The organism is Accumulibacter sp., from assembly GCF_029255145.1.
Taxonomy (GTDB): domain Bacteria; phylum Pseudomonadota; class Gammaproteobacteria; order Burkholderiales; family Rhodocyclaceae; genus Accumulibacter.
The window spans coordinates 19,520-37,047 of sequence record NZ_JAPUVQ010000145.1 but is presented as its reverse complement, the minus strand read 5'-3'; the positions used below and the strand labels follow the sequence as shown (position 1 = coordinate 37,047).

Sequence of the window (17,528 nt, the reverse complement as noted above, 5' to 3'; positions counted from 1 at the left end):
GCTTCCCGTGCAGGAAATCTACGTCAGCACCGATGTCGAAACCGACGGACCGGTGGCTGGCAGACACTCCATGCTGAGCATCGGTTCGGCCGCCTATGCGGCCGACAAGACGCTGCTGGCGACTTTCTCGGCAAATCTCGAAGCGCTGCCGGAACTGAGCACCGACGCCAGCACGGCCGCCTGGTGGGCGACCCAGCCTGACGCCTGGGCGGCCTGCAGGTCCGGGCTGGAGCATCCGCGGGACGCCATGATGCGCTATCTGGCGTGGCTCAAGGCTCTCCCCGGCAGGCCGGTGCTGGTCGGCTATCCGGCGGCCTTCGATTTTTCCTTCGTCTACTGGTACCTCACACGGTTCGCGGGCGAGAATCCCTTCGGCTATTCGGCGATCGACATCAAGACCTACGCCATGGCCATGCTGCGCCAACCGTATCGTGCGTGCGGCAAGCAGTCGATGCCGGCCGAGTGGTTCGACCCCGTCGCGCACAGCCACGTGGCGCTCGACGATGCGCTTGAGCAGGGTCGCCTGTTCTGCAACATGCTGCGCGTCAATCTCGCGTCGACGACATGAACACCCTGATCGCGGCCCAGCCCTGATCACCGCTCAGCTTGCAGGTCTGCGCCCGAGGACAGCTCCGGCCAGCGTTCGGCCCAACAGCACTGATGGTCGAATCCGGGTAGCACCCGTACTTCAGGCCGTTCACTCGTCGGAAAGGCCGACGCGTAACTCTCGGCGATCCAGGTGGGGACGTTGGCGTCGTCGGCGCCAACGAGGTGCAGTTGCGGAACCCCGCGCAAGCGCCGCCATTCAAGGGCCGGATTCAGTGAGCCGGCCAACGGCGGGACGCGGTGATGCCGGGTCCAGCGGGCGTGATCGAGGTTGCCGGCAACGGTCACCAACCGAACGACATCGTCGCGTCGTGCCGCCACCAGAGCAGCAATCGCGCCTCCCCCGGAGTAGCCGACAAGAACCAGCCTGGTCGCGCCGAAACGTCGCTTCAGCAAGCTGATGGCGTGGTCGGTCGAGTCGAGCACCTCGGGCGCGAAGCGACGATGGGTCCAGTACGCCGGATCGCAATCATCCATTTCGGCGGCTTGCAGGTACTGACAGGGGCGTCCGAGGTAAACGGCAGTTCCCGGCCAATGCTTCAGTGCCATTTCGAGGGCCAGCGCGCGGCGCGGAGTCGGGTCGTCGGAAGCGGCGCCGCGCGCCAGCCAGGCCAGCCCATCTCCCTCAATGTACACCGTCAGCGTCTCTGTGGCGATGACCGACCCCGGGACGTAGGCGACCAGGGGCAGGGGCGAGACGGCGAGTCGCAGCAACTGCCAATTTCTGGCCGCAGCCAGCGTCGCGGCACTTGCCCGGCGATCGTCGAGCCCGCGTCCAACGCAGGCGGCGAGGAGCAGCATGGCAAGAAAGAGAACGCCTCTTGAACGCGGCGAAACCGCCAGGAACATTCGTATCCTTCCTTGTTGCCTTCCGTCAAGTCTGGTCACCGTTTGCCGCCACCTTGAGGGGGGTTCGGCACTCACCCATGCCGATACTAATCCCGTTGATTTGTCGCTCGCTATTGAGTATCGTCGCCGGCGCAATTACACAGCCGATTGCTATCAATCCAAGGGGTCAACGATGATCAGCGCCACGGAGCCGGATTTGTCCGGCTGGCAGCGCAACGCTATCAGCAGTGCCGTCGCGCTCGCTTTCGCCAATGCCGTGGTGATCGCCCCGGCACATGCGCAGTGCTCTGGTTCGGCAACCATTTCCAGCGCGGTATCCGCCAAGTCGCCCTGCGCCGATGCCGACTTCACGATCACTTCGTCCGGTACGGTTTCCGGAGCGGGGGTGGCAATCTCATACGACGGCGATCTCGGCCTTTCGGGGCGCTTGAGCAATCAGGGGTTGGTCCAGGCCTGGGGTAGCAAGCTGGGGTACGGGCCTTACGAGTATTTCGGCGCTACCGGCGTTCTCGTCAGGGACGAACTGCTCGGCATGCTGACCAATTCCGGCGCGATCAGAGCAACCGTCAGCAGCGAAGGATACTCCGAGGCTTTCGGGCTTCGCGAGAATATCTACGGTGTCCCGGCCATGTCCGGGACGCTGGTCAACAGCGGCGTCCTCGACGCTGCCGCTGACGGCTCGGATGCCGAAGCGTCAGGCATCGCTTTGGGTCTGGACCTGGCGGGAAAGCTCACCAACAGCGGTGCGCTCAACGCGACAGCGGCTGCGGCCAGCGGCTACTCGAAAGCATTGGCGGTGCACATTTTTGGCAATCTCATCGGTACGCTGGCCAACAGTGGCGCGTTCAACGCGACAGCCACCGCCACTGCCCCTGAATACTCTGGCGCTCACGCCGCCGGTGTACACATCGACGGCACCCTTGGCGGTACGCTGATCAACAGCGGCACGATCAACACTGCGGCCACTGCAGCTGCCGCCGAATATTCGGGTGCTGAAGCCGCTGGTGTACACGTCGATGGTGTGCTCAGCGGGGTCCTGGCCAACAGTGGCGCAATCAGGACCGCCGCGACTTCCACGGCCTTCGCCTACGCCACGGGGGTGTCCGTCAAGGGCGATCTGAGCGGGACGCTGACCAGCAGTGGCACGATCGACGCCACGGCCGGAACCGCCAACGCCAAGTATTCTTCCTATGCGCTTGCCGCGGGCGTCTCGGTCGATGGTGACTACGGCGAGACGGCGACGATGAGCGGTACGCTGACCAATACTGGGACGATCAATGCCCGAGCGACCGACGCCCAGTATTCCGATGCCGACGGCGTGTACTTCGGGGGTGATTTCAACGGCCAGCTGACCAACAACGGCACGATCACCGCCACCGCCACAACGACTGGCAGCGAGTGGTCGCAAGCCTATGCTCGTGGCGTGTCGGTCGATAGCGATGGCGGCGAGATGGCGGGGATGAGCGGCGCGCTGACCAACCGTGGCACGATCAGCGCTACGGCTGCAACGACCGGTACGGCCGGCTATTATGCTCTTGCTCATGCCGCTGGCGTGTCCATCAACAGGGCTTACAGCGGGTTTTACAGCGCTCCGACGAAGGATGCCTCGCTGACCAACAGCGGCACGATCAACGCCGCAGCAAGCTCGACCGCGTATTCCGAGGCCGTCGGCGTACTGGTGGGCAGTGACCTCAGCGCCACGCTGACCAATAGTGGCACGATCAACGCCACCGCAACCGCCACCTATTACCCCAAGGCCTCTGGGGTGTCGATGGACGGCCTTCGGCCTGGTGGCACGCTGCTCAACAGCGGCACGATCAACGCCACCGCCATCGGCGGCGGTGGTAGCTACCAGAGCGACGTCACGGCCTATGGCGTTCGGATTTGGCGACTCGATGGCACGCTGGTCAACAGCGGCAAGATCAGGGCCACCGCCACCGCGACTGATGACCCCTACCAGGGCGACGCCACGGCGCATGGCGTCGACATTATGCAGTTCGACGGTGCACTCGCCAACTCCGGACTGATTTCGGCCACGGCCAACGCAACCGGCAACAGCCAGGCTGTCGCGATTGCCGTCGGCCGCGGCGCCGGGAGGATCGACAACCTCGCCGGCGGCCTGGTTCGAGGTCATTTGCAGATTGACGGGGCGGTGCCGGTCAATAACGCCGGGAGCATCCTGATTCCGGCGCTGAACGTTGGTGAGGGTGAACGCGGAAGCCTCGCCGGCACCTTTATCAGCGACAACTACACGCAGCGCGCCGGTGGGCGTCTAGAGCTGGCTGCTCAAAGCACGTCTCGCTACGCCTCGCTGGCAGTGGGCGGAGTTGCCAACTTCGCCGACAGCAATACGCTGGCCGTGAGCCTCGATCCAGCGCATGCCCTGGTGGCCGGTGAGACGCTGGTGCATGTGGTCACCGCCGGCACGCTGACCGCCCCGAGGGGTTTCGAGATCGCGGACAACAGCGCCCTGCTGAATTTCACCCCGGAAGTCGTCGACTCCGGGGCCGGTGTGCCGACGTTCATGCAAAGCGGGGCAGTCGCCGGTAACGCCGTCAATCTGATCGCGGTCGACAACGCCGCCTACTGCGGCCGGACGGTTGCCAGGGCCAGGAGTGGACCCTGCGAAGTCGCCTTCGATTCGCCGACACTCACCGTAGCGCCTGGCGGTTCGATCACCGGCGCAGCTTCCGGAATCAACGTGCTGACCGGGACTTCGACGTCGATAACCAATCAGGGACTGGTCAGCGGCAGCGACTACGGCATCTACTTCATGCGCGACGCCGTGCTCACCGGATCGCTGGTCAACAGCGGAACGATTTCGGGTGGCCGCTATTCGATCTTTGCCGACAGCACGCTCACCAACGACAGTTCGCTGGCCAGTATCGACATCGTCGGGCGCAGCGCCCGACTGGTCGGCGACGTTCACGCGCCGATGGCAGCCTTCAAGGTCACCAGTGGCGCCCATTTCAGCAGCGAAGGGCAATTCAGCGTCGATACCTTCAACATCGCCGAGACCGGCGTGTTCAACATGGCCCATGGCGTCAGCGTCCACAACGCAGCTGCCTCGGCATTCAACAACGCGGGGACGCTGGCGGTGGCCGCTGGCAACACGGCGACGATCACCGGCAATTACACGCAGACTTCTGCTGGCGTCTTCCAGACCGCTGTCGCCGGCAATACCCGGTTCGGCAAGCTGGAAATCACCGGCACCGCGACCCTGCCAGCGGCGGCAAAGATCGCTGTCGATGTCGTCGGCTCGCCTGCGTTGACCAGTGGTACCGTCCTTCCCGAGGTAATCAAGGCCAGCACCCTGAACGCCTCGACATTTGCCGTAAGCGACAACAGCACCTTGTTCGACTTCAGCGCCGCGCGGAATGGCAACGCCGTCGATCTGACGATCGCGGCCAATTCGGCAAACGGCGTCCTCGACGCCGTAAGCGGCCAGGGCAATCCTGCAGGGACTGGTGCGGCGCAAGTCATCGATTCGCTCATTGCGCTGGACCCCACGGGTCCGATCAGCAGCCTCTTCCAGCCGCTGACTTCGCAGGCGCAGGTGTCGAACGCGGTCACCAACCTCTTGCCGCTGCTGCTCGGAGCGGTGCCGACTGCGATCGTCGGCAATCTCAATGCCAACGACCGTGTCATCCAGGCCCGTCATGCAGCGCGACGCGGATTGTCCTCGGGCGACCATTTTCTCGCCAATCGCCAGTTCTGGATCAAGCCGATCGGTTCCTGGGCGAGGCAGGGCGAGGTGAATGACGTCCCGGGCTACAAGGCGAATAGTTATGGCCTGCTGCTTGGCGCCGACGGCGAGGTATCGGATCACATGAACCTGGGGCTGGCGTTTGCTTACGCCAATAGCGATATCAGCCTCAGTAGTTCAGCGACCGATCAGGACGCCACAGTCAATGGCTATCGCCTGATCGGCTACGGCGAACATCAGCTCGACGAACGCATGCGCGTGGACTTCCAGGTAGACTTTGGCCTTGGCGACACCAAGGGACGCCGTCATATCAGCTTCGCTACCGTTGATCGCATCGCCAGTTCCAATTACGACAGCTGGAATGCGCACGCTGGCGCGGGCCTGAGCCGAGATTATCTTCTCTCACCGGCTACCACCGTCACTCCTTCGCTACGCGCCGACTATGTCTACTTCCGTGCGGACGGTTACAGTGAAACCGGTGCGGGCGCACTGAACCTGATCGTCAAGCCACAAACGCTCGAACAGTTCGTGTTGTTTGGCAACGCCAAGCTGACGCAAGCCCTGACGCCAAACACCACGCTGATCGCGAATCTCGGCGCCGGTTACGACACCATGGCCCGACAAACCTCGATCGTTTCGGCATTTGCCGGTGGCGGTGCGCAATTTACCACCCGTGGTCTCGATCTTGCCCCGTGGATCGTACGTGGCGGTATCGGTCTGGTGGTCAATGACAGCAAGGCGATGGAGCTTGCGCTGCGCTACGACTTCGAGGCCCGCGAGTCGTACATCAACAACACGGCCTCGGTCAGACTTCAGATGCCATTCTGATCGGACGTATCGCGTGGGCCGAGGAGCGCCTGACGCGCGGCAAACTGGAGAAAGTCAGTGAGATTCTTGCTGGCAAGTTCGATCTCAAACCGCGCTACCCCGATCGATCGCGCTTTCACCTGACCAAGGTGTTTGCCTTTCACAGCCTGGTCGCGCGCCACTTCCACGCCCAGGGCAATCAGCAGCAGGCGCAGCGACCGCATGAGCTGGTGTGCCAGCTGGACCCGCAGCACCCGAGTACCCGGGTGCTTGCCAGCATCCTCAATCCTTCGCGGCTGGCGGGTGGCTGCGGGACGAGCTGCAGCGGCGTTGATCCCCGGGCCGGCGCCCTACCCGCCGTGCGGCCGTCGGCGTCAGGCGTCATGACGATCGCTTCACCGCGAACTTGCGCTGTGGAATAATGCCCAACGACCGCTGGCCAGAGGTCAGCAGCGTCGCGGATTTTCCGAGACGCCAATCCCGATGAGGAATCATGATGACAAGCACAGTGACGCTAGGCGGCAACCCGTTTCAGGTCAACGGCGATTTTCCGCAAAATGGGCAGGCGGCGCCCGCTTTCACGCTGGTCGGCAAGGATCTCGCCGACGTTTCGCTAAGCAGCTTTGCCGGCCAGCGCAAAGTGCTGAACATCTTTCCCAGCGTCGATACGCCGACCTGTGCGACTTCGGTGCGCAAGTTCAACGAGCGCGCGAGCGCTCTGGCCAACACCGTCGTGCTGTGCATTTCGGCCGACCTGCCGTTCGCCCTGAGCCGCTTCTGTGGCGCGGAGGGTCTGGACTCGGTGGTCACGCTGTCGACCATGCGCGGCCGCGAGTTTCTCGAGGACTACGGCGTTGCCTTGAGCAACGGCCCACTGGCTGGCCTGGCGGCACGCGCGGTGGTGGTGCTCGATGGCAGTGACCGGGTCTTGCACAGTCAGCTGGTTGCCGAGATCAAGGACGAACCCGACTACGAGGCGGCGATCCAGGCGCTCGCCTGAGGCCAAGGCGTCGATTCGATCCACGCGCGGTCGACCATCGCTGTCTCGCCCGCGGTGACCGCTGCCGGCAGCCAACGGCGCAACACCATCATCACGTGAAGCAGGCCAATGACCGAAACCAACAGCACCGAGCTCGCGCGCCAGCGGCAAGGCATTCAGTCGATCGAAGTCGGCACGCGCCTGCTGCGCGCCCTGGCCGCCAGTCAACGGTCGATGATGCTGCGCGACGTGGCGCGCAACGCCGGCATGCCGGCAGCCAAGGCTCGTCGCTACCTGGTCAGTTTCATGCGCATGGGGCTGGTCGAGCAGGATGCCAATACCGGGCGCTACGATCTCGGTGAGTTTTCGCTCGAACTGGGGCTGGCCAGCCTGGCGCGGCTCGATCCGGTGCGCCTCGCCGGGCCGGTGCTCGACGACCTCTGCGAGCAGATCGGCGCAACGGTCGCGCTGGCGATGTGGGGCAACCACGGGGCGACCTGCGTGCGCTGGGTCGAGGCCGGTGGCGCGGTTACCGTCACCCTGCGCACTGGCGTCGTCCTGCCGCTGACCACCTCGGCTACCGGGCTGGCCTTTTCCGCCTTCTACCGCTCGCCATACCTGAAGAGAATGCTCGAGGCCGAGGTGCGGGCGATTGCCGAGGCGGCGGGAACGACGCCGGCAGCGGAGACCGCCGAGCTCGTGCTGCGCCTCGACGAAATCCGTCGCCACGGTATTGCGCGCGCGTCGGGCAGCATGACGCCGGGGATCAACGGCTGCAGCGCACCGGTCTTCGGCCACACCGGCCGGATGGTCGCCGCGGTGACTTCGCTAGGCCTCATCGGCGGCTTCAACATCGACTGGGATAGCCCGATTGCCCAGGGCACCCGGGAAGCGGCGGCAACACTTTCGCGGCGGCTCGGCTATGGCAGCAGCGACAGCAGTGCGGAGCAGCAGACACCGAATCCGCCCCGTGTAGACGCGCAAGCCGCTGGCGATGGTCTGGCTGGGTGATTGCCGGCCGGGGTGCGGCGCCTGCTGCATCGCGCCCTCGGTCACCACGGCGATGCCAGGCCATCCCGACGGCAAAGGGGCTGGCGAAACCTGCGCGAATCTGACCGCCGACCGGCGTTGCCGCTTGTGGGGTCGCGCCGAGCGGCCGCCGTTTTGTGCCGGACTGCGGCCGTCGGAAGAGATGTGCGGCGAGAATCGACAGCAGGCGATGGTCTGGTTGTCGGCTCTGGAACAGGCAACCCGACCCTGAGTGCTAGAATGCGACTTTTTGCTGAAAGTCGCGCGTGGACCTGCTGCTGCTCCTGAAAGCCCTGATTCTCGGCGTCGTCGAAGGCGTCACCGAGTTTCTGCCGGTATCGTCGACCGGTCACCTGATCCTCGCCGGTGCGCTGCTCGATTTCAACGACGAACGCGGCAAACTGTTCGAGATCGTCATCCAGTCCGGCGCCATCCTGGCGGTCTGCTGGGAGTTCCGGGCGAAGATCATGCAGGTGCTGCGTGGGCTGCCGAGCGAGCGCGGCGCACAGCGGTTTGCGCTCAATGTGCTGGTCGCATTCCTGCCGCTGGCGATCATCGGCCTGCTCTTCGGCAAAGCGATCAAGGCTTCGCTGTTCAACCCGCCGGTAGTGGCCACCGCCTTCATCGTCGGTGGTTTGATCATTCTCTGGGCCGAACGCCGCGAGCATCGGATCCGCGTCGAGTCGGTCGACGATCTGTCGCTGAGCGATGCCTTCAAACTAGGCTGCGCGCAGGCACTGGCGCTGATTCCAGGAACTTCGCGATCGGGAGCGACGATCATCGGCGGTCTGCTGTTCGGACTGTCGCGCCGCGCCGCCACCGAGTTTTCCTTCTTCCTGGCGATCCCGACGCTGATCGGCGCGACCTGCTATCAACTCTACAAGGAGCGCGCACTGCTCGCGCTGGACGACCTGGGCATGTGGGTCGTCGGCTTCGTCGCCGCGTTTGTCTCGGCGTTCTGGGCAGTGCGCGGGTTGCTGCGTTACATCAGCACGCACGATTTCTCGATCTTCGCCTGGTATCGCATCGCTTTCGGCATCGTTGTGCTGTTGACCTGGCATTACGGCGCCGTTTCCTGGACCAGCGGCTGAGATGGACGTTCCGCGAATCATTTACCTGCATGGTTTCTGCTCGTCGCCGGCCTCATGGAAGGCGAGATTGCTCGGTGAAGCGCTGAATGGCGCTGGTCTGGGCGATCGTTTCGCCTGCCCGGTGCTGTCACCGGTGCCGTTGGCGGCGATTGCCTGCGTCGAGGCGCTGCTAGCCACCAACGACGGCCCGACGACGCTGGTCGGTAGCTCGCTCGGCGGTTACTACGCGACCTGGCTGGCCGAAAAACACGACCTGCGAGCGGCCCTGATCAACCCCGCGGTGATGGTCCCCGAACAGCTTGCCGGTCTGGTCGGCACCCACACCAATTTTCACAGCGGCCAGCGTTTCGAGTTCACCACCGAGCACCTCGAACAACTGCATCTGCTCGACCCCGCGCGCGTCATGCCGTCACGCTACCTGTTGCTGGCCGAGACCGGCGACGAAGTGCTCGACTACCGCAAGGCCGTCCGGCGCTACGCCGGGTGCCGGCAGCTGATCGTCGAAGGCGGTGATCACAGCTTCACGCGCTTCCCCGAGTTCCTGCCGCAAATCATTGAATTCTGCGGGTTATAATCGCCTTGATGCATGTTCTATTCGAAGAAGACGGGGCCTTCCGCACCGCTACCGTGCTGACCGACAACGACAGCTCGCTGCAGGTCGAGACGGCGTCCGGGAAGCGCAGCAAGATCAAGTCGGCGAACGTCCTCCTGCGCTATGGCGAGCCGGCACCGGCCGCCCTGCTCGACCAGGCTGAGGCGCTGGCGAGCGGTATCGAGCACGATTTCCTCTGGGAGTGCCTGGACGACAGCGATTTTTCCTTTGCTGACTTTGCCAGCGAGTACTTCGGCCACCTCGCCAGCGCGGTCGAAGCCACGGCGCTGCTGCTGGCGCTGCATGCCGCGCCAATGTACTTCCATCGCAAGGGCAAGGGCCGCTTTCGCCGGGCGCCGGCCGACATTCTCCAGGCCGCCCTGACCGGCCTTGAAAAGAAGCGCCAGCTGGCCTTGAGCATCGTCCGCATGGTCGGCGAGCTGAAAGCCGGCACGCTGCCACCCGAGTTCGCGCCGATCGTCGCGCAGCTGCTCTACAAGCCCGACCGCAACCGCAGCGAGACCAAGGCACTGGAAGCGGCGTGCAGCGAGACCGGCTTGTCGGCGCCGCAGCTGCTGCAGAAGTGCGGCGCGTTCCGCTCGGCGCATGACTATCACCTGCAGCGCTTCCTGGTCGACTACTTCCCGCACGGCACCGCTTTTCCGGTCACGGCACCGCCGCTGCCGCCGGCTGGTCTGCGGCGTGCCGACGTGCGCGCCTTCTCGATCGACGACGCGACGACCACCGAAATTGACGATGCCTTCTCGGTGCAGGCGCTGCCCGGACTCGGCTGGCAAATCGGCATCCACATCGCGGCGCCTTCGCTGGGCATCGCGCCGGGGTCGCCGCTGGACCAGATCGCTCGCGAGCGGCTATCGACGGTCTACCTGCCGGGCAGCAAGATCACCATGCTGCCGGATCCGGTGGTGGACTGCTTCACGCTGAGCAGCGGTCGCGACTGCGCGGCCGTCTCGCTGTACCTGACGGTGACCTCCGACTTCGAGATCACTGCCCATGAGTCGTGCGTCGAAATCGTTCCAGTGGTCGCCAATCTGCGTCACCACGACATCGAACCGCTGTTCAACGAGCGCACGATCGCCGCCGGACTGCCGGAGTTCGCCTTCCGCGACGAACTGCTGACCCTCTGGCAGCTGGCCAATTCCTGCGAAGGCAGGCGCGGCAAGCCGTCGGCGATGCAGGGCAATCACGACTTCAACTTCCGGGTCGAAGGCGACCTCGGCGACGCCGAGGCGTGTCGGGTCGAGATCTCGGCACGCCGGCGTGGCAGCCCGCTCGACAAGCTGGTCGCCGAGCTGATGATTGTCGCCAACAGCACCTGGGGTGGTCTGCTGGCCAGCAAGGGAGTGGCGGCGATCTACCGCATCCAGTCCGGCGGCAAGGTGCGGATGAGCACGTCGCCGCAGGCGCACGAGGGGCTGGGAGTGAAGCAGTACGCGTGGTCGTCGTCGCCTCTGCGCCGCTACGTGGACCTGATCAACCAGTGGCAGCTGGTCGCTTTCCTGAAGGGCGAAACGCCGCCCTTTGCGGCCCGCTCGGACGCGCTGTTCGCCGCGCTGCGCGATTTTGAACTGACCTATGGCGCCTACGCCGAGTTCCAGCGCAGCATGGAACGTTACTGGTGCCTGCGCTGGTTGCGTCAGGAGCGAGCCGAAACGATCAAGGCGACGATCATCGGCCGCGAAAATCTGGCCCGGCTCGACGGCCTGCCGCTATTGCAGCGGGTGCCGTCGGCACCGGAACTCAAACCCGGCCAGGAGATCCGGCTGCGGATCGAATCGATCGACGATCTGACCCTCGAACTCGCCTGTCGTTACCTCGAAACCATCGTCCCTGAGGCGGTCGCCCTCGAGGATCCCAGCGACGGGGTACTGGAGGCGATTGATTGAGGTGAATGCCGGCGGCCGCGAACGCTACCCATCCCCACTCGCCACGCGCAGTCTGTGGCTGGCCTTGGCCGTCTCGCTGCTGGCGCACGCGCTGCTGCTGTCGCTGCACTTCACCTTCCCGGACGCGTCGCGGGCCTTCCAGAACCGGGCGCTCGAGATCGTGCTGGTCAATAGCCGGTCGGCGAGAAAGCCTGCCGAAGCGCAGGTGCTGGCGCAAGCCAGTCTCGACGGCGGCGGCAACACCGAGCAGGAGCATATCGCGACGACGCCTTTGCCACCAGCACGCGTGCATCATGATGGCAGCGACCTCGAGCACTCGCAGCGACGCGTTCAGGAACTCGAAGCACGACAGCAGCGACTCGCCGCGCAGGCGCGCAACCGGACGGTGGTCGCCCCGACACCAGAGCAGGAGGTGCAGCCCGAACCTTCGCCGGCGATCAGCGGCAGCGATCTGGCGTCGAGCGCGCTGGCCATGGCCCGCCTCGAAGGCGCGATCGGCAAGGAGCTCGACGAGTACAACCAGCGACCGCGCAAGAAGTTCATCGGCACGCGCGCCGACGAATACCGCTTTGCCCAATACGTCGAGGAGTGGCGCAGCAAGATCGAACGCGTCGGCACGCTCAATTATCCCCAGGCGGCTAGGGGCAAGCTCTACGGCACACTGGTTCTGACGGTGACTCTCAGGAACGACGGGACGGTCGCCAGCGTTGAAATAAATCGCTCGTCGGGCCACAAGATCCTCGACGACGCGGCGCGGCGAATCGTTTCGATGGCCGCGCCGTTCGCCGACTTCCCGCCGGCGATCCGGCGCGACACCGACCTGCTGGTAATCACCCGCAGCTGGCGCTTCACCCAGCGGGACAGCCTCGAAACCAAGGCGAGGTGAAACGATGCGCGACCGTTATGCGGTTTTCGGCAACCCCGTCGGCCACAGCAAGTCGCCGGCCATCCACCAAGCGTTCGCCGTCCAGTGCCACCAGCAGATCAGCTACCGGGCGATCCTGACGCCCAGGGACGGCTTTGCTGCCAGTGTCCGCGGTTTCGTCGCGGCGGGTGGCCGTGGCGCCAATGTCACGCTGCCGTTCAAGGAAGAAGCCTGGCGGCTGGCGACCCGGCTGAGCGTCCGTGCCGAACTGGCGGGCGCCGTCAATACCTTGCTGTTCGCGGGCGCCGAGACGCTCGGCGACAACACCGACGGCGCCGGTCTGCTGCGCGATCTGACCTGCAACCTGGCCTGCCGCGTTGCCGGGCAACGCGTCCTGCTGCTGGGCGCGGGCGGCGCCGCGCGTGGTGTCGTCGCACCCTTGCTCGACGCTCGCCCGGCGCTGCTGTGGATCGCCAACCGTACCGCCGCCAGGGCGAGTGATCTCGCGCAGCGTTTTGCCGGTCGTGGTGCGCTCGCTGGTGGTGCCTATCAGGAACTCGAAGGCGAAGCCTTCGACCTGGTGATCAACGCCACTTCGGCGAGCCTGGCCGGTGAGCTGCCGCCTTTGCCGGCAGGCGCCTTCGCCTCCGGGAGTATGGCCTACGACATGATGTACGGGCAAGGTGAGACGCCATTTCTCGCCTATGCCAGGGAGCACGGCGCGGCGCGTCTGGCCGATGGGCTAGGCATGCTGGTCGAGCAGGCGGCCGAAGCGTTTTATCTCTGGCGCGGCGTCCGCCCCAACAGCGCGCCGGTAGTCGCCATGCTGCGCGGCACCGAGCGGGGGTAGCGAGACGACCATGAGCCGTCTCGGCGTCTGGCTGAAGAGGGTGCTTGTCGGCCTGCTGGCGCTGCTGCTGCTCTACCAGTTCTGGCTGTTCGGCTGGGTGCTGTGGTGGAACTGGGTCAATCCGGACAGCACGCGCTTCATGAGCATTCGCCTCGCCGAGTTGCGGGTCAAGGACCCGCAAGCGCAGTTGCAGAAGCGCTGGCTCGCCTACCAGAACATCTCGGGAAACCTGAAGCGCGCGATCATTGCCGCCGAGGACGCCAAGTTCGTCGATCACGAGGGCTTCGACTGGGAAGGGATCCAGAACGCGATCGAGAAAAACCAGAAGCAGGGACGGATCGTCGCCGGTGGCTCGACGATCTCGCAGCAACTGGCCAAGAATCTATTTCTTACCCCGTCGAAGACTCCCTGGCGCAAGGCCGAGGAGGCGGTGATCACGCTGATGCTCGAAACCGTCTGGAGCAAGCAGCGGATCCTCGAGGTGTACCTGAACGTCATCGAGTGGGGCAACGGCGTCTTCGGCGCCGAAGCCGCCGCTCGCCACTACTACGGCATTTCGGCGGCACAGATCTCGGCCGAGCAGGCGGCGCGGCTGGCAGGCATGGTCCCCAGTCCGCGCTTCTACGACCGGAACCGCAATGCCCCGGGGCTGGCCAGGAAAACGGCGATCATTCTGGCGCGGATGCGCTCGGCGGACGTTCCGTGAGCCTTCGACCAGCGTTGGTGCGGGAGCGCGTTTGAGCTGCCGGGTAGAGACCTCGCAACGATCCTGGGATACTATCGACTTCTGGTCGGTGCCGCGCCAGGGTCTTTCCGGAAACAAGCCAAGGAGAAATCAAGTCATGAAGTATCGCACCCTGTTTTTGTTGCTCGTCCTCGGCACTACCGCCGGTTTTTCGGCGCTCAATTGGGATGCCTTCATCACCCCGACGACGCTGTCTCTGGGGGTGGCCGATGTTGAGGCGCCGATCGGGGTGATCATGCTCGGCGTGGTGACTTTCCTGACCGCCTACTTCCTGGTCTTCGTGATCTACGTCCAGGGTGCGGCGCTCTTCGATTCGCGGCGCCACGCCCAGGAACTGCAGGCCAACCGGGAACTCGCCGATAAGGCCGAGGCCTCGCGGTTCACCGAACTGCGCAGCTTCATCACCACCGAGCTGCAGCAGCTGGGCAGGCAGAGGGAAAACACGGAATCTTCGGCGTCATCGGACTCGGTGATGCTGGCCAGACTCGATCGCATCGAGAAGGAAGTTCTGGCAGCCGTCGAGCAGTCGGGAAACAGTCTTGCCGCCACTCTTGGCGAAATCGAGGATCGCCTCGAACGGGGCGAACGCGGTCAGACTGTGCGCTCGGAGAGTCGCGTCTGATCGCTTTGCCGCCACCTACGCGGGATGCTGGCGGCCAGGAAAAAGCCCGCACACGGCGGGCTTTGCGGTCATGACCGGCAGCGATCAGCGATCGCCGTAAGTCCGGCGACCGGTGTTGGCGGCGCCATGGGCGCTCTTGGCCGCTTCGCGGTACGGCGTGCGCGGCAGGCCTTCGCGCCGGGGAGCTGACGAGGGCTTGTTCGAGCGGTTATCGCCAGCCTTCCAGCCGGGTTTGCCGGTCGGGCGAGGCTTTGCCGGTGCCGGGCGGCGAGTGGGCTCGTGTCCGGCAACGACGGCGACCGGGATCGGCTGCTTGGTGAAGCGCTCGATCTTCTTGACGTTGAAGTGCTCGGCGTGATGAACCAGCGAGATCGCCAGACCATTGCGGCCGGCGCGGCCGGTACGGCCGATGCGATGGACGTAGTCTTCGGCAAACTTCGGCAGATCGTAGTTGAAAACGTGAGTGATGGTCGGTACGTCGATGCCGCGCGCGGCGACGTCAGTGGCGACCAGGATCCGTACCTGCCCACGGCGCATGGCGGTGAGGGTGCGGTTCCGGGCGCCCTGGTGCATGTCGCCGTGCAGCGCCGCGGCGTTCAGGCCGGCGACGTTCAGGCGGTCGCTGACGGTATCGGCGTCACGCTTGGTGGCGGTGAACACCAGCGCCTGATCGATCGACGAGTCACGCAGCAGGTGGTCGAGAAGGCGATTCTTGTGCGACAGGTCGTCGACGAAATGCATCCGCTGCTCGATGTTGTCGTGGCGCGTCGACGAGACGTCGACGCGGATTTGCAAGGCCGCGCGCGTCATCCGCTGCGCCATCTCGCCGACGGTGCCGTCGAGTGTCGCCGAGAACAGCATCGTCTGGCGCGAGGCCGGGGTCGCCGCGACGATCCGCTCGATGTCTTCGATGAAGCCCATGTCCAGCATTCGGTCGGCTTCGTCGAGGACCAGCACCTGCAACTGCGAGAAATCGATCTTGCCCGAGCTCATGTGATCGATCAAACGCCCCGGTGTGGCGACCAGGATCTCCGGGTTGCGGCCGAGAAGCTCCATCTGCTTCGGGTAAGGCATGCCGCCGAGGATCGCCACCGCCCGCACATTGTGCAGTAGCCGGCCATACTTCTCGGTCGCGGCGGTGACCTGCAGGGCAAGTTCGCGGGTTGGCGTCAGCACCAGCATTTTCGGCTGCGCCGGCTGGAAGCGCTGGCGGTCGTTGCCGCGCCCACGAACCGGCCGCCGTTCTGCCGGGCGCTCCGGGTCGGCTGGGCGCTCCTGCAGGGCGAAGCGATGCAGCGCCGGCAACATGAAGGCAGCGGTCTTGCCTGAACCGGTCTGCGACGAAACCATCAGGTCGCGGCCTTCGAGGGCCGCCGGAATGGCTTGCTTCTGGACCGGGGTCGGGTCGCTGTAACCGGAGTCGGTGAGTGCTTTGAGGATGGCTGGGTGAAGGCCGATTTCTGTAAATGTCATGATTCTCTTTTTGGTCTGGATGCGCCTCGCGCGACCGTCACGGCGCGACGCGCTGGCAAATGAAAATGCAACGCCAACCAAGGAAAAAGCTGAGAGAAACCGTGATCAATTCACAGAAGTCAGCAGCAATCGGCACAAAAGCTTTGTGCCAGGGCGGTGCTGACTGAATCGACACCAGGAGGCAGGGGGGCTTGAGAGTTACGGCCAGGTTCGCGATGCTCTTGGCACTTCGCGTTGTGTCCGCCAAGTGCAGCCGCGCAGTATAGCATCAATTCGGGTCGCAACCGGTCTTCCTGGCGCCATTTTCACCGGCGTCGCCCAAGTGCAGCACCCGCGGCGCGAAGACTTCGGTCACCAGCACCGCCTGAACACCAAAGCCGAAATACGAGCGACGTGCCCACAAGGGGTCCGGAGCAGGGCCCGCCAGTTGCAGGGCGCGTCGCGCCGGCGCGAACAACGCATGGCGCTGATCCAGCGCCCGGAACTGCATCGCGCCGCGCGTGAACCCTGCTTGCGAGAAGAGCAGCGCGCCAAGCGAGTGGTTGCCCAGGCGTGCCAGCCAGAGCAGCAGCGGCCCTCGCGGCCGGCGCGGGAGAACGGTGTGCGCGAAAACGACCACCTGATCGTCAGCGAGCAAGGCCACTTCACGGACCCAGGCGAGCGTACCGGGGGCGATTCCCAGCGCGCGCGCCTCATCGGCCGTCGGAATTCCCAGGCCCTGGCGGAGCACCCGGACGGTGAAGCGTCCTCTGGCCTGGATGCGCGCCGTCAACGACCCTCGGTCGCGTAGCCACGACTTGAAGGGGACGTTCCCGGCCGTGCGCAGCAGCCTGCTGTGCCATCGCTGGTGGTGTCCGCTAGGCATTGCTGGAACCGGCTTGCGGCGACGCCTTACTGCGGACGCGGAGATTTTTCGAGGCCGCCAATTCGAGTTCCCGGCTGGATTCCCTTGCTGGAGAACCAGTCGAGGTTCATTTCGAGCGCGTAGCGTGCAGCGTTCGGCGCACAGTGCGAGTTCTCGGTTTGCGGCTGCATGTTCTCGATGTTCAGAATACGCCCGTCGTCGTCGAGAAATGCCACTGACAAGGGCAGATTGGTGTTGCGCATCCACATGCAATGGCGTGCCGCCACGACGAAGACGAAAAGCATCCCGTGGTTGGCTGGCATGCTGCGGCGATTCATCAGACCTCGCATTCGATTGGCGTCATTCGCTGCCACTTCGGCTTCGATTCGGTGGAAACCGGCGGTCAGTTCGAGCACGGGCATCTGCGCGGCCGCTGGCGAAGAAGCCAGAAGCACGATCAGGGGAAGCAGCGAAGAACAAGACATCAACAACTCCAGCGTGGACTGTCCAATCAAGGCGCGGGGCAGCTAGCCGTCAAGCGGCCAAGCAATCTGCCGATCGCC

The 17,528-nt window shown here is 64.8% G+C and carries 17 protein-coding genes; 11 read left to right on the top strand and 6 right to left on the bottom strand.

The window, feature by feature from the left end; translation table 11 throughout:
• Nucleotides 1-7 precede the first annotated feature (7 nt).
• Entirely contained in the window at nucleotides 8-568 is a 561-nt protein-coding gene (locus tag Q1L50_RS18125; protein WP_300341505.1) for a 3'-5' exoribonuclease, read from the top strand.
• A gap of 26 nt (nucleotides 569-594) precedes the next feature.
• Here Q1L50_RS18125 and Q1L50_RS18120 read toward each other — a convergent pair whose 3' ends face one another.
• Both Q1L50_RS18120 and Q1L50_RS18115 read right to left on the bottom strand, forming a co-directional pair.
• Nucleotides 595-1,455 carry an alpha/beta hydrolase gene (locus tag Q1L50_RS18120; protein WP_300341503.1) on the bottom strand — a complete coding sequence of 287 codons (861 nt, stop codon included), beginning with the start codon at nucleotides 1,453-1,455 and terminating at the stop codon, nucleotides 595-597.
• A gap of 153 nt (nucleotides 1,456-1,608) precedes the next feature.
• On the bottom strand, nucleotides 1,609-1,812 hold the full coding sequence (locus tag Q1L50_RS18115; protein WP_300341502.1) for a hypothetical protein: 204 nt from the start codon (nucleotides 1,810-1,812) through the stop codon (nucleotides 1,609-1,611).
• A gap of 28 nt (nucleotides 1,813-1,840) precedes the next feature.
• Here Q1L50_RS18115 and Q1L50_RS18110 point away from each other — a divergent pair, with 28 nt between their 5' ends.
• Nucleotides 1,841-5,989 carry an autotransporter domain-containing protein gene (locus tag Q1L50_RS18110; RefSeq protein ID WP_300341500.1) on the top strand — a complete coding sequence of 1,383 codons (4,149 nt, stop codon included), beginning with the start codon at nucleotides 1,841-1,843 and terminating at the stop codon, nucleotides 5,987-5,989.
• Here the strand turns inward: Q1L50_RS18110 and Q1L50_RS18105 are convergent.
• Complete coding sequence (locus tag Q1L50_RS18105) at nucleotides 5,974-6,192, bottom strand: hypothetical protein (RefSeq protein WP_300341498.1); 219 nt, start codon at nucleotides 6,190-6,192, stop codon at nucleotides 5,974-5,976. The two genes, Q1L50_RS18110 and Q1L50_RS18105, sit on opposite strands and share 16 nt — an antisense overlap.
• 272 nt (nucleotides 6,193-6,464) lie before the next feature.
• Here Q1L50_RS18105 and tpx point away from each other — a divergent pair, with 272 nt between their 5' ends.
• The 9 genes from tpx (at nucleotide 6,465) to Q1L50_RS18055 (ending at nucleotide 14,648) form a co-directional block, all read left to right on the top strand.
• Nucleotides 6,465-6,968, top strand: a complete 504-nt coding sequence (tpx, locus tag Q1L50_RS18100) for a thiol peroxidase (RefSeq protein ID WP_300341637.1) — start codon at nucleotides 6,465-6,467, stop codon at nucleotides 6,966-6,968.
• Between the two features lie 108 nt (nucleotides 6,969-7,076).
• The gene (locus tag Q1L50_RS18095) at nucleotides 7,077-7,958 is read left to right on the top strand and encodes an IclR family transcriptional regulator (protein ID WP_300341496.1); all 882 of its coding nucleotides are present in this window, start codon (nucleotides 7,077-7,079) and stop codon (nucleotides 7,956-7,958) included.
• A gap of 284 nt (nucleotides 7,959-8,242) precedes the next feature.
• Nucleotides 8,243-9,067: an undecaprenyl-diphosphate phosphatase gene (locus Q1L50_RS18085; protein ID WP_300341492.1), complete on the top strand. Its 825-nt coding sequence runs from the start codon at nucleotides 8,243-8,245 to the stop codon at nucleotides 9,065-9,067.
• A 1-nt stretch (nucleotide 9,068) separates the two neighbouring features.
• Nucleotides 9,069-9,641: a YqiA/YcfP family alpha/beta fold hydrolase gene (locus Q1L50_RS18080; protein ID WP_300341490.1), complete on the top strand. Its 573-nt coding sequence runs from the start codon at nucleotides 9,069-9,071 to the stop codon at nucleotides 9,639-9,641.
• A gap of 8 nt (nucleotides 9,642-9,649) precedes the next feature.
• Nucleotides 9,650-11,566: an RNB domain-containing ribonuclease gene (locus Q1L50_RS18075; RefSeq protein WP_300341488.1), complete on the top strand. Its 1,917-nt coding sequence runs from the start codon at nucleotides 9,650-9,652 to the stop codon at nucleotides 11,564-11,566.
• Between the two features lies 1 nt (nucleotide 11,567).
• The gene (locus Q1L50_RS18070) at nucleotides 11,568-12,452 is read left to right on the top strand and encodes a TonB family protein (protein WP_300341635.1); all 885 of its coding nucleotides are present in this window, start codon (nucleotides 11,568-11,570) and stop codon (nucleotides 12,450-12,452) included.
• Nucleotides 12,453-12,456: 4 nt separating this feature from the next.
• A complete protein-coding gene (gene aroE / locus Q1L50_RS18065) occupies nucleotides 12,457-13,281 on the top strand; it encodes a shikimate dehydrogenase (protein WP_300341486.1) in 825 nt (274 codons plus the stop codon).
• Nucleotides 13,282-13,291: 10 nt separating this feature from the next.
• The gene (mtgA, locus tag Q1L50_RS18060) at nucleotides 13,292-13,987 is read left to right on the top strand and encodes a monofunctional biosynthetic peptidoglycan transglycosylase (RefSeq protein ID WP_300341485.1); all 696 of its coding nucleotides are present in this window, start codon (nucleotides 13,292-13,294) and stop codon (nucleotides 13,985-13,987) included.
• A gap of 136 nt (nucleotides 13,988-14,123) precedes the next feature.
• On the top strand, nucleotides 14,124-14,648 hold the full coding sequence (locus tag Q1L50_RS18055) for a LapA family protein (protein ID WP_300341483.1): 525 nt from the start codon (nucleotides 14,124-14,126) through the stop codon (nucleotides 14,646-14,648).
• Nucleotides 14,649-14,732: 84 nt separating this feature from the next.
• On the opposite strand, the gene Q1L50_RS18050 is transcribed toward Q1L50_RS18055, so the two are convergent.
• The 3 genes from Q1L50_RS18050 to Q1L50_RS18040 all read right to left on the bottom strand — a co-directional run bounded on the left by Q1L50_RS18050 (nucleotide 14,733) and on the right by Q1L50_RS18040 (nucleotide 17,450).
• Nucleotides 14,733-16,121, bottom strand: a complete 1,389-nt coding sequence (locus Q1L50_RS18050; RefSeq protein WP_300341481.1) for a DEAD/DEAH box helicase — start codon at nucleotides 16,119-16,121, stop codon at nucleotides 14,733-14,735.
• A 268-nt stretch (nucleotides 16,122-16,389) separates the two neighbouring features.
• Nucleotides 16,390-16,986: a chorismate lyase gene (locus Q1L50_RS18045; protein WP_300341480.1), complete on the bottom strand. Its 597-nt coding sequence runs from the start codon at nucleotides 16,984-16,986 to the stop codon at nucleotides 16,390-16,392.
• A 26-nt stretch (nucleotides 16,987-17,012) separates the two neighbouring features.
• The gene (locus Q1L50_RS18040; RefSeq protein WP_300341477.1) at nucleotides 17,013-17,450 is read right to left on the bottom strand and encodes a DUF192 domain-containing protein; all 438 of its coding nucleotides are present in this window, start codon (nucleotides 17,448-17,450) and stop codon (nucleotides 17,013-17,015) included.
• Between the last annotated feature and the right edge of the window lie 78 nt (nucleotides 17,451-17,528).

What these genes read in the sequence shown, in the direction of transcription:
- Q1L50_RS18120 (WP_300341503.1), bottom strand. Translation starts at nt 1,455, where the DNA reads ATGTTCCTGGCGGTTTCGCCGCGTTCAAGAGGCGTTCTCTTTCTTGCC.
- Q1L50_RS18105 (WP_300341498.1), bottom strand. Translation starts at nt 6,192, where the DNA reads ATGCGGTCGCTGCGCCTGCTGCTGATTGCCCTGGGCGTGGAAGTGGCG.
- tpx (WP_300341637.1), top strand. Translation starts at nt 6,465, where the DNA reads ATGACAAGCACAGTGACGCTAGGCGGCAACCCGTTTCAGGTCAACGGC.
- Q1L50_RS18095 (WP_300341496.1), top strand. Translation starts at nt 7,077, where the DNA reads ATGACCGAAACCAACAGCACCGAGCTCGCGCGCCAGCGGCAAGGCATT.
- Q1L50_RS18080 (WP_300341490.1), top strand. Translation starts at nt 9,069, where the DNA reads ATGGACGTTCCGCGAATCATTTACCTGCATGGTTTCTGCTCGTCGCCG.
- Q1L50_RS18075 (WP_300341488.1), top strand. Translation starts at nt 9,650, where the DNA reads ATGCATGTTCTATTCGAAGAAGACGGGGCCTTCCGCACCGCTACCGTG.
- aroE (WP_300341486.1), top strand. Translation starts at nt 12,457, where the DNA reads ATGCGCGACCGTTATGCGGTTTTCGGCAACCCCGTCGGCCACAGCAAG.
- mtgA (WP_300341485.1), top strand. Translation starts at nt 13,292, where the DNA reads ATGAGCCGTCTCGGCGTCTGGCTGAAGAGGGTGCTTGTCGGCCTGCTG.
- Q1L50_RS18055 (WP_300341483.1), top strand. Translation starts at nt 14,124, where the DNA reads ATGAAGTATCGCACCCTGTTTTTGTTGCTCGTCCTCGGCACTACCGCC.
- Q1L50_RS18050 (WP_300341481.1), bottom strand. Translation starts at nt 16,121, where the DNA reads ATGACATTTACAGAAATCGGCCTTCACCCAGCCATCCTCAAAGCACTC.
- Q1L50_RS18045 (WP_300341480.1), bottom strand. Translation starts at nt 16,986, where the DNA reads ATGCCTAGCGGACACCACCAGCGATGGCACAGCAGGCTGCTGCGCACG.
- Q1L50_RS18040 (WP_300341477.1), bottom strand. Translation starts at nt 17,450, where the DNA reads ATGTCTTGTTCTTCGCTGCTTCCCCTGATCGTGCTTCTGGCTTCTTCG.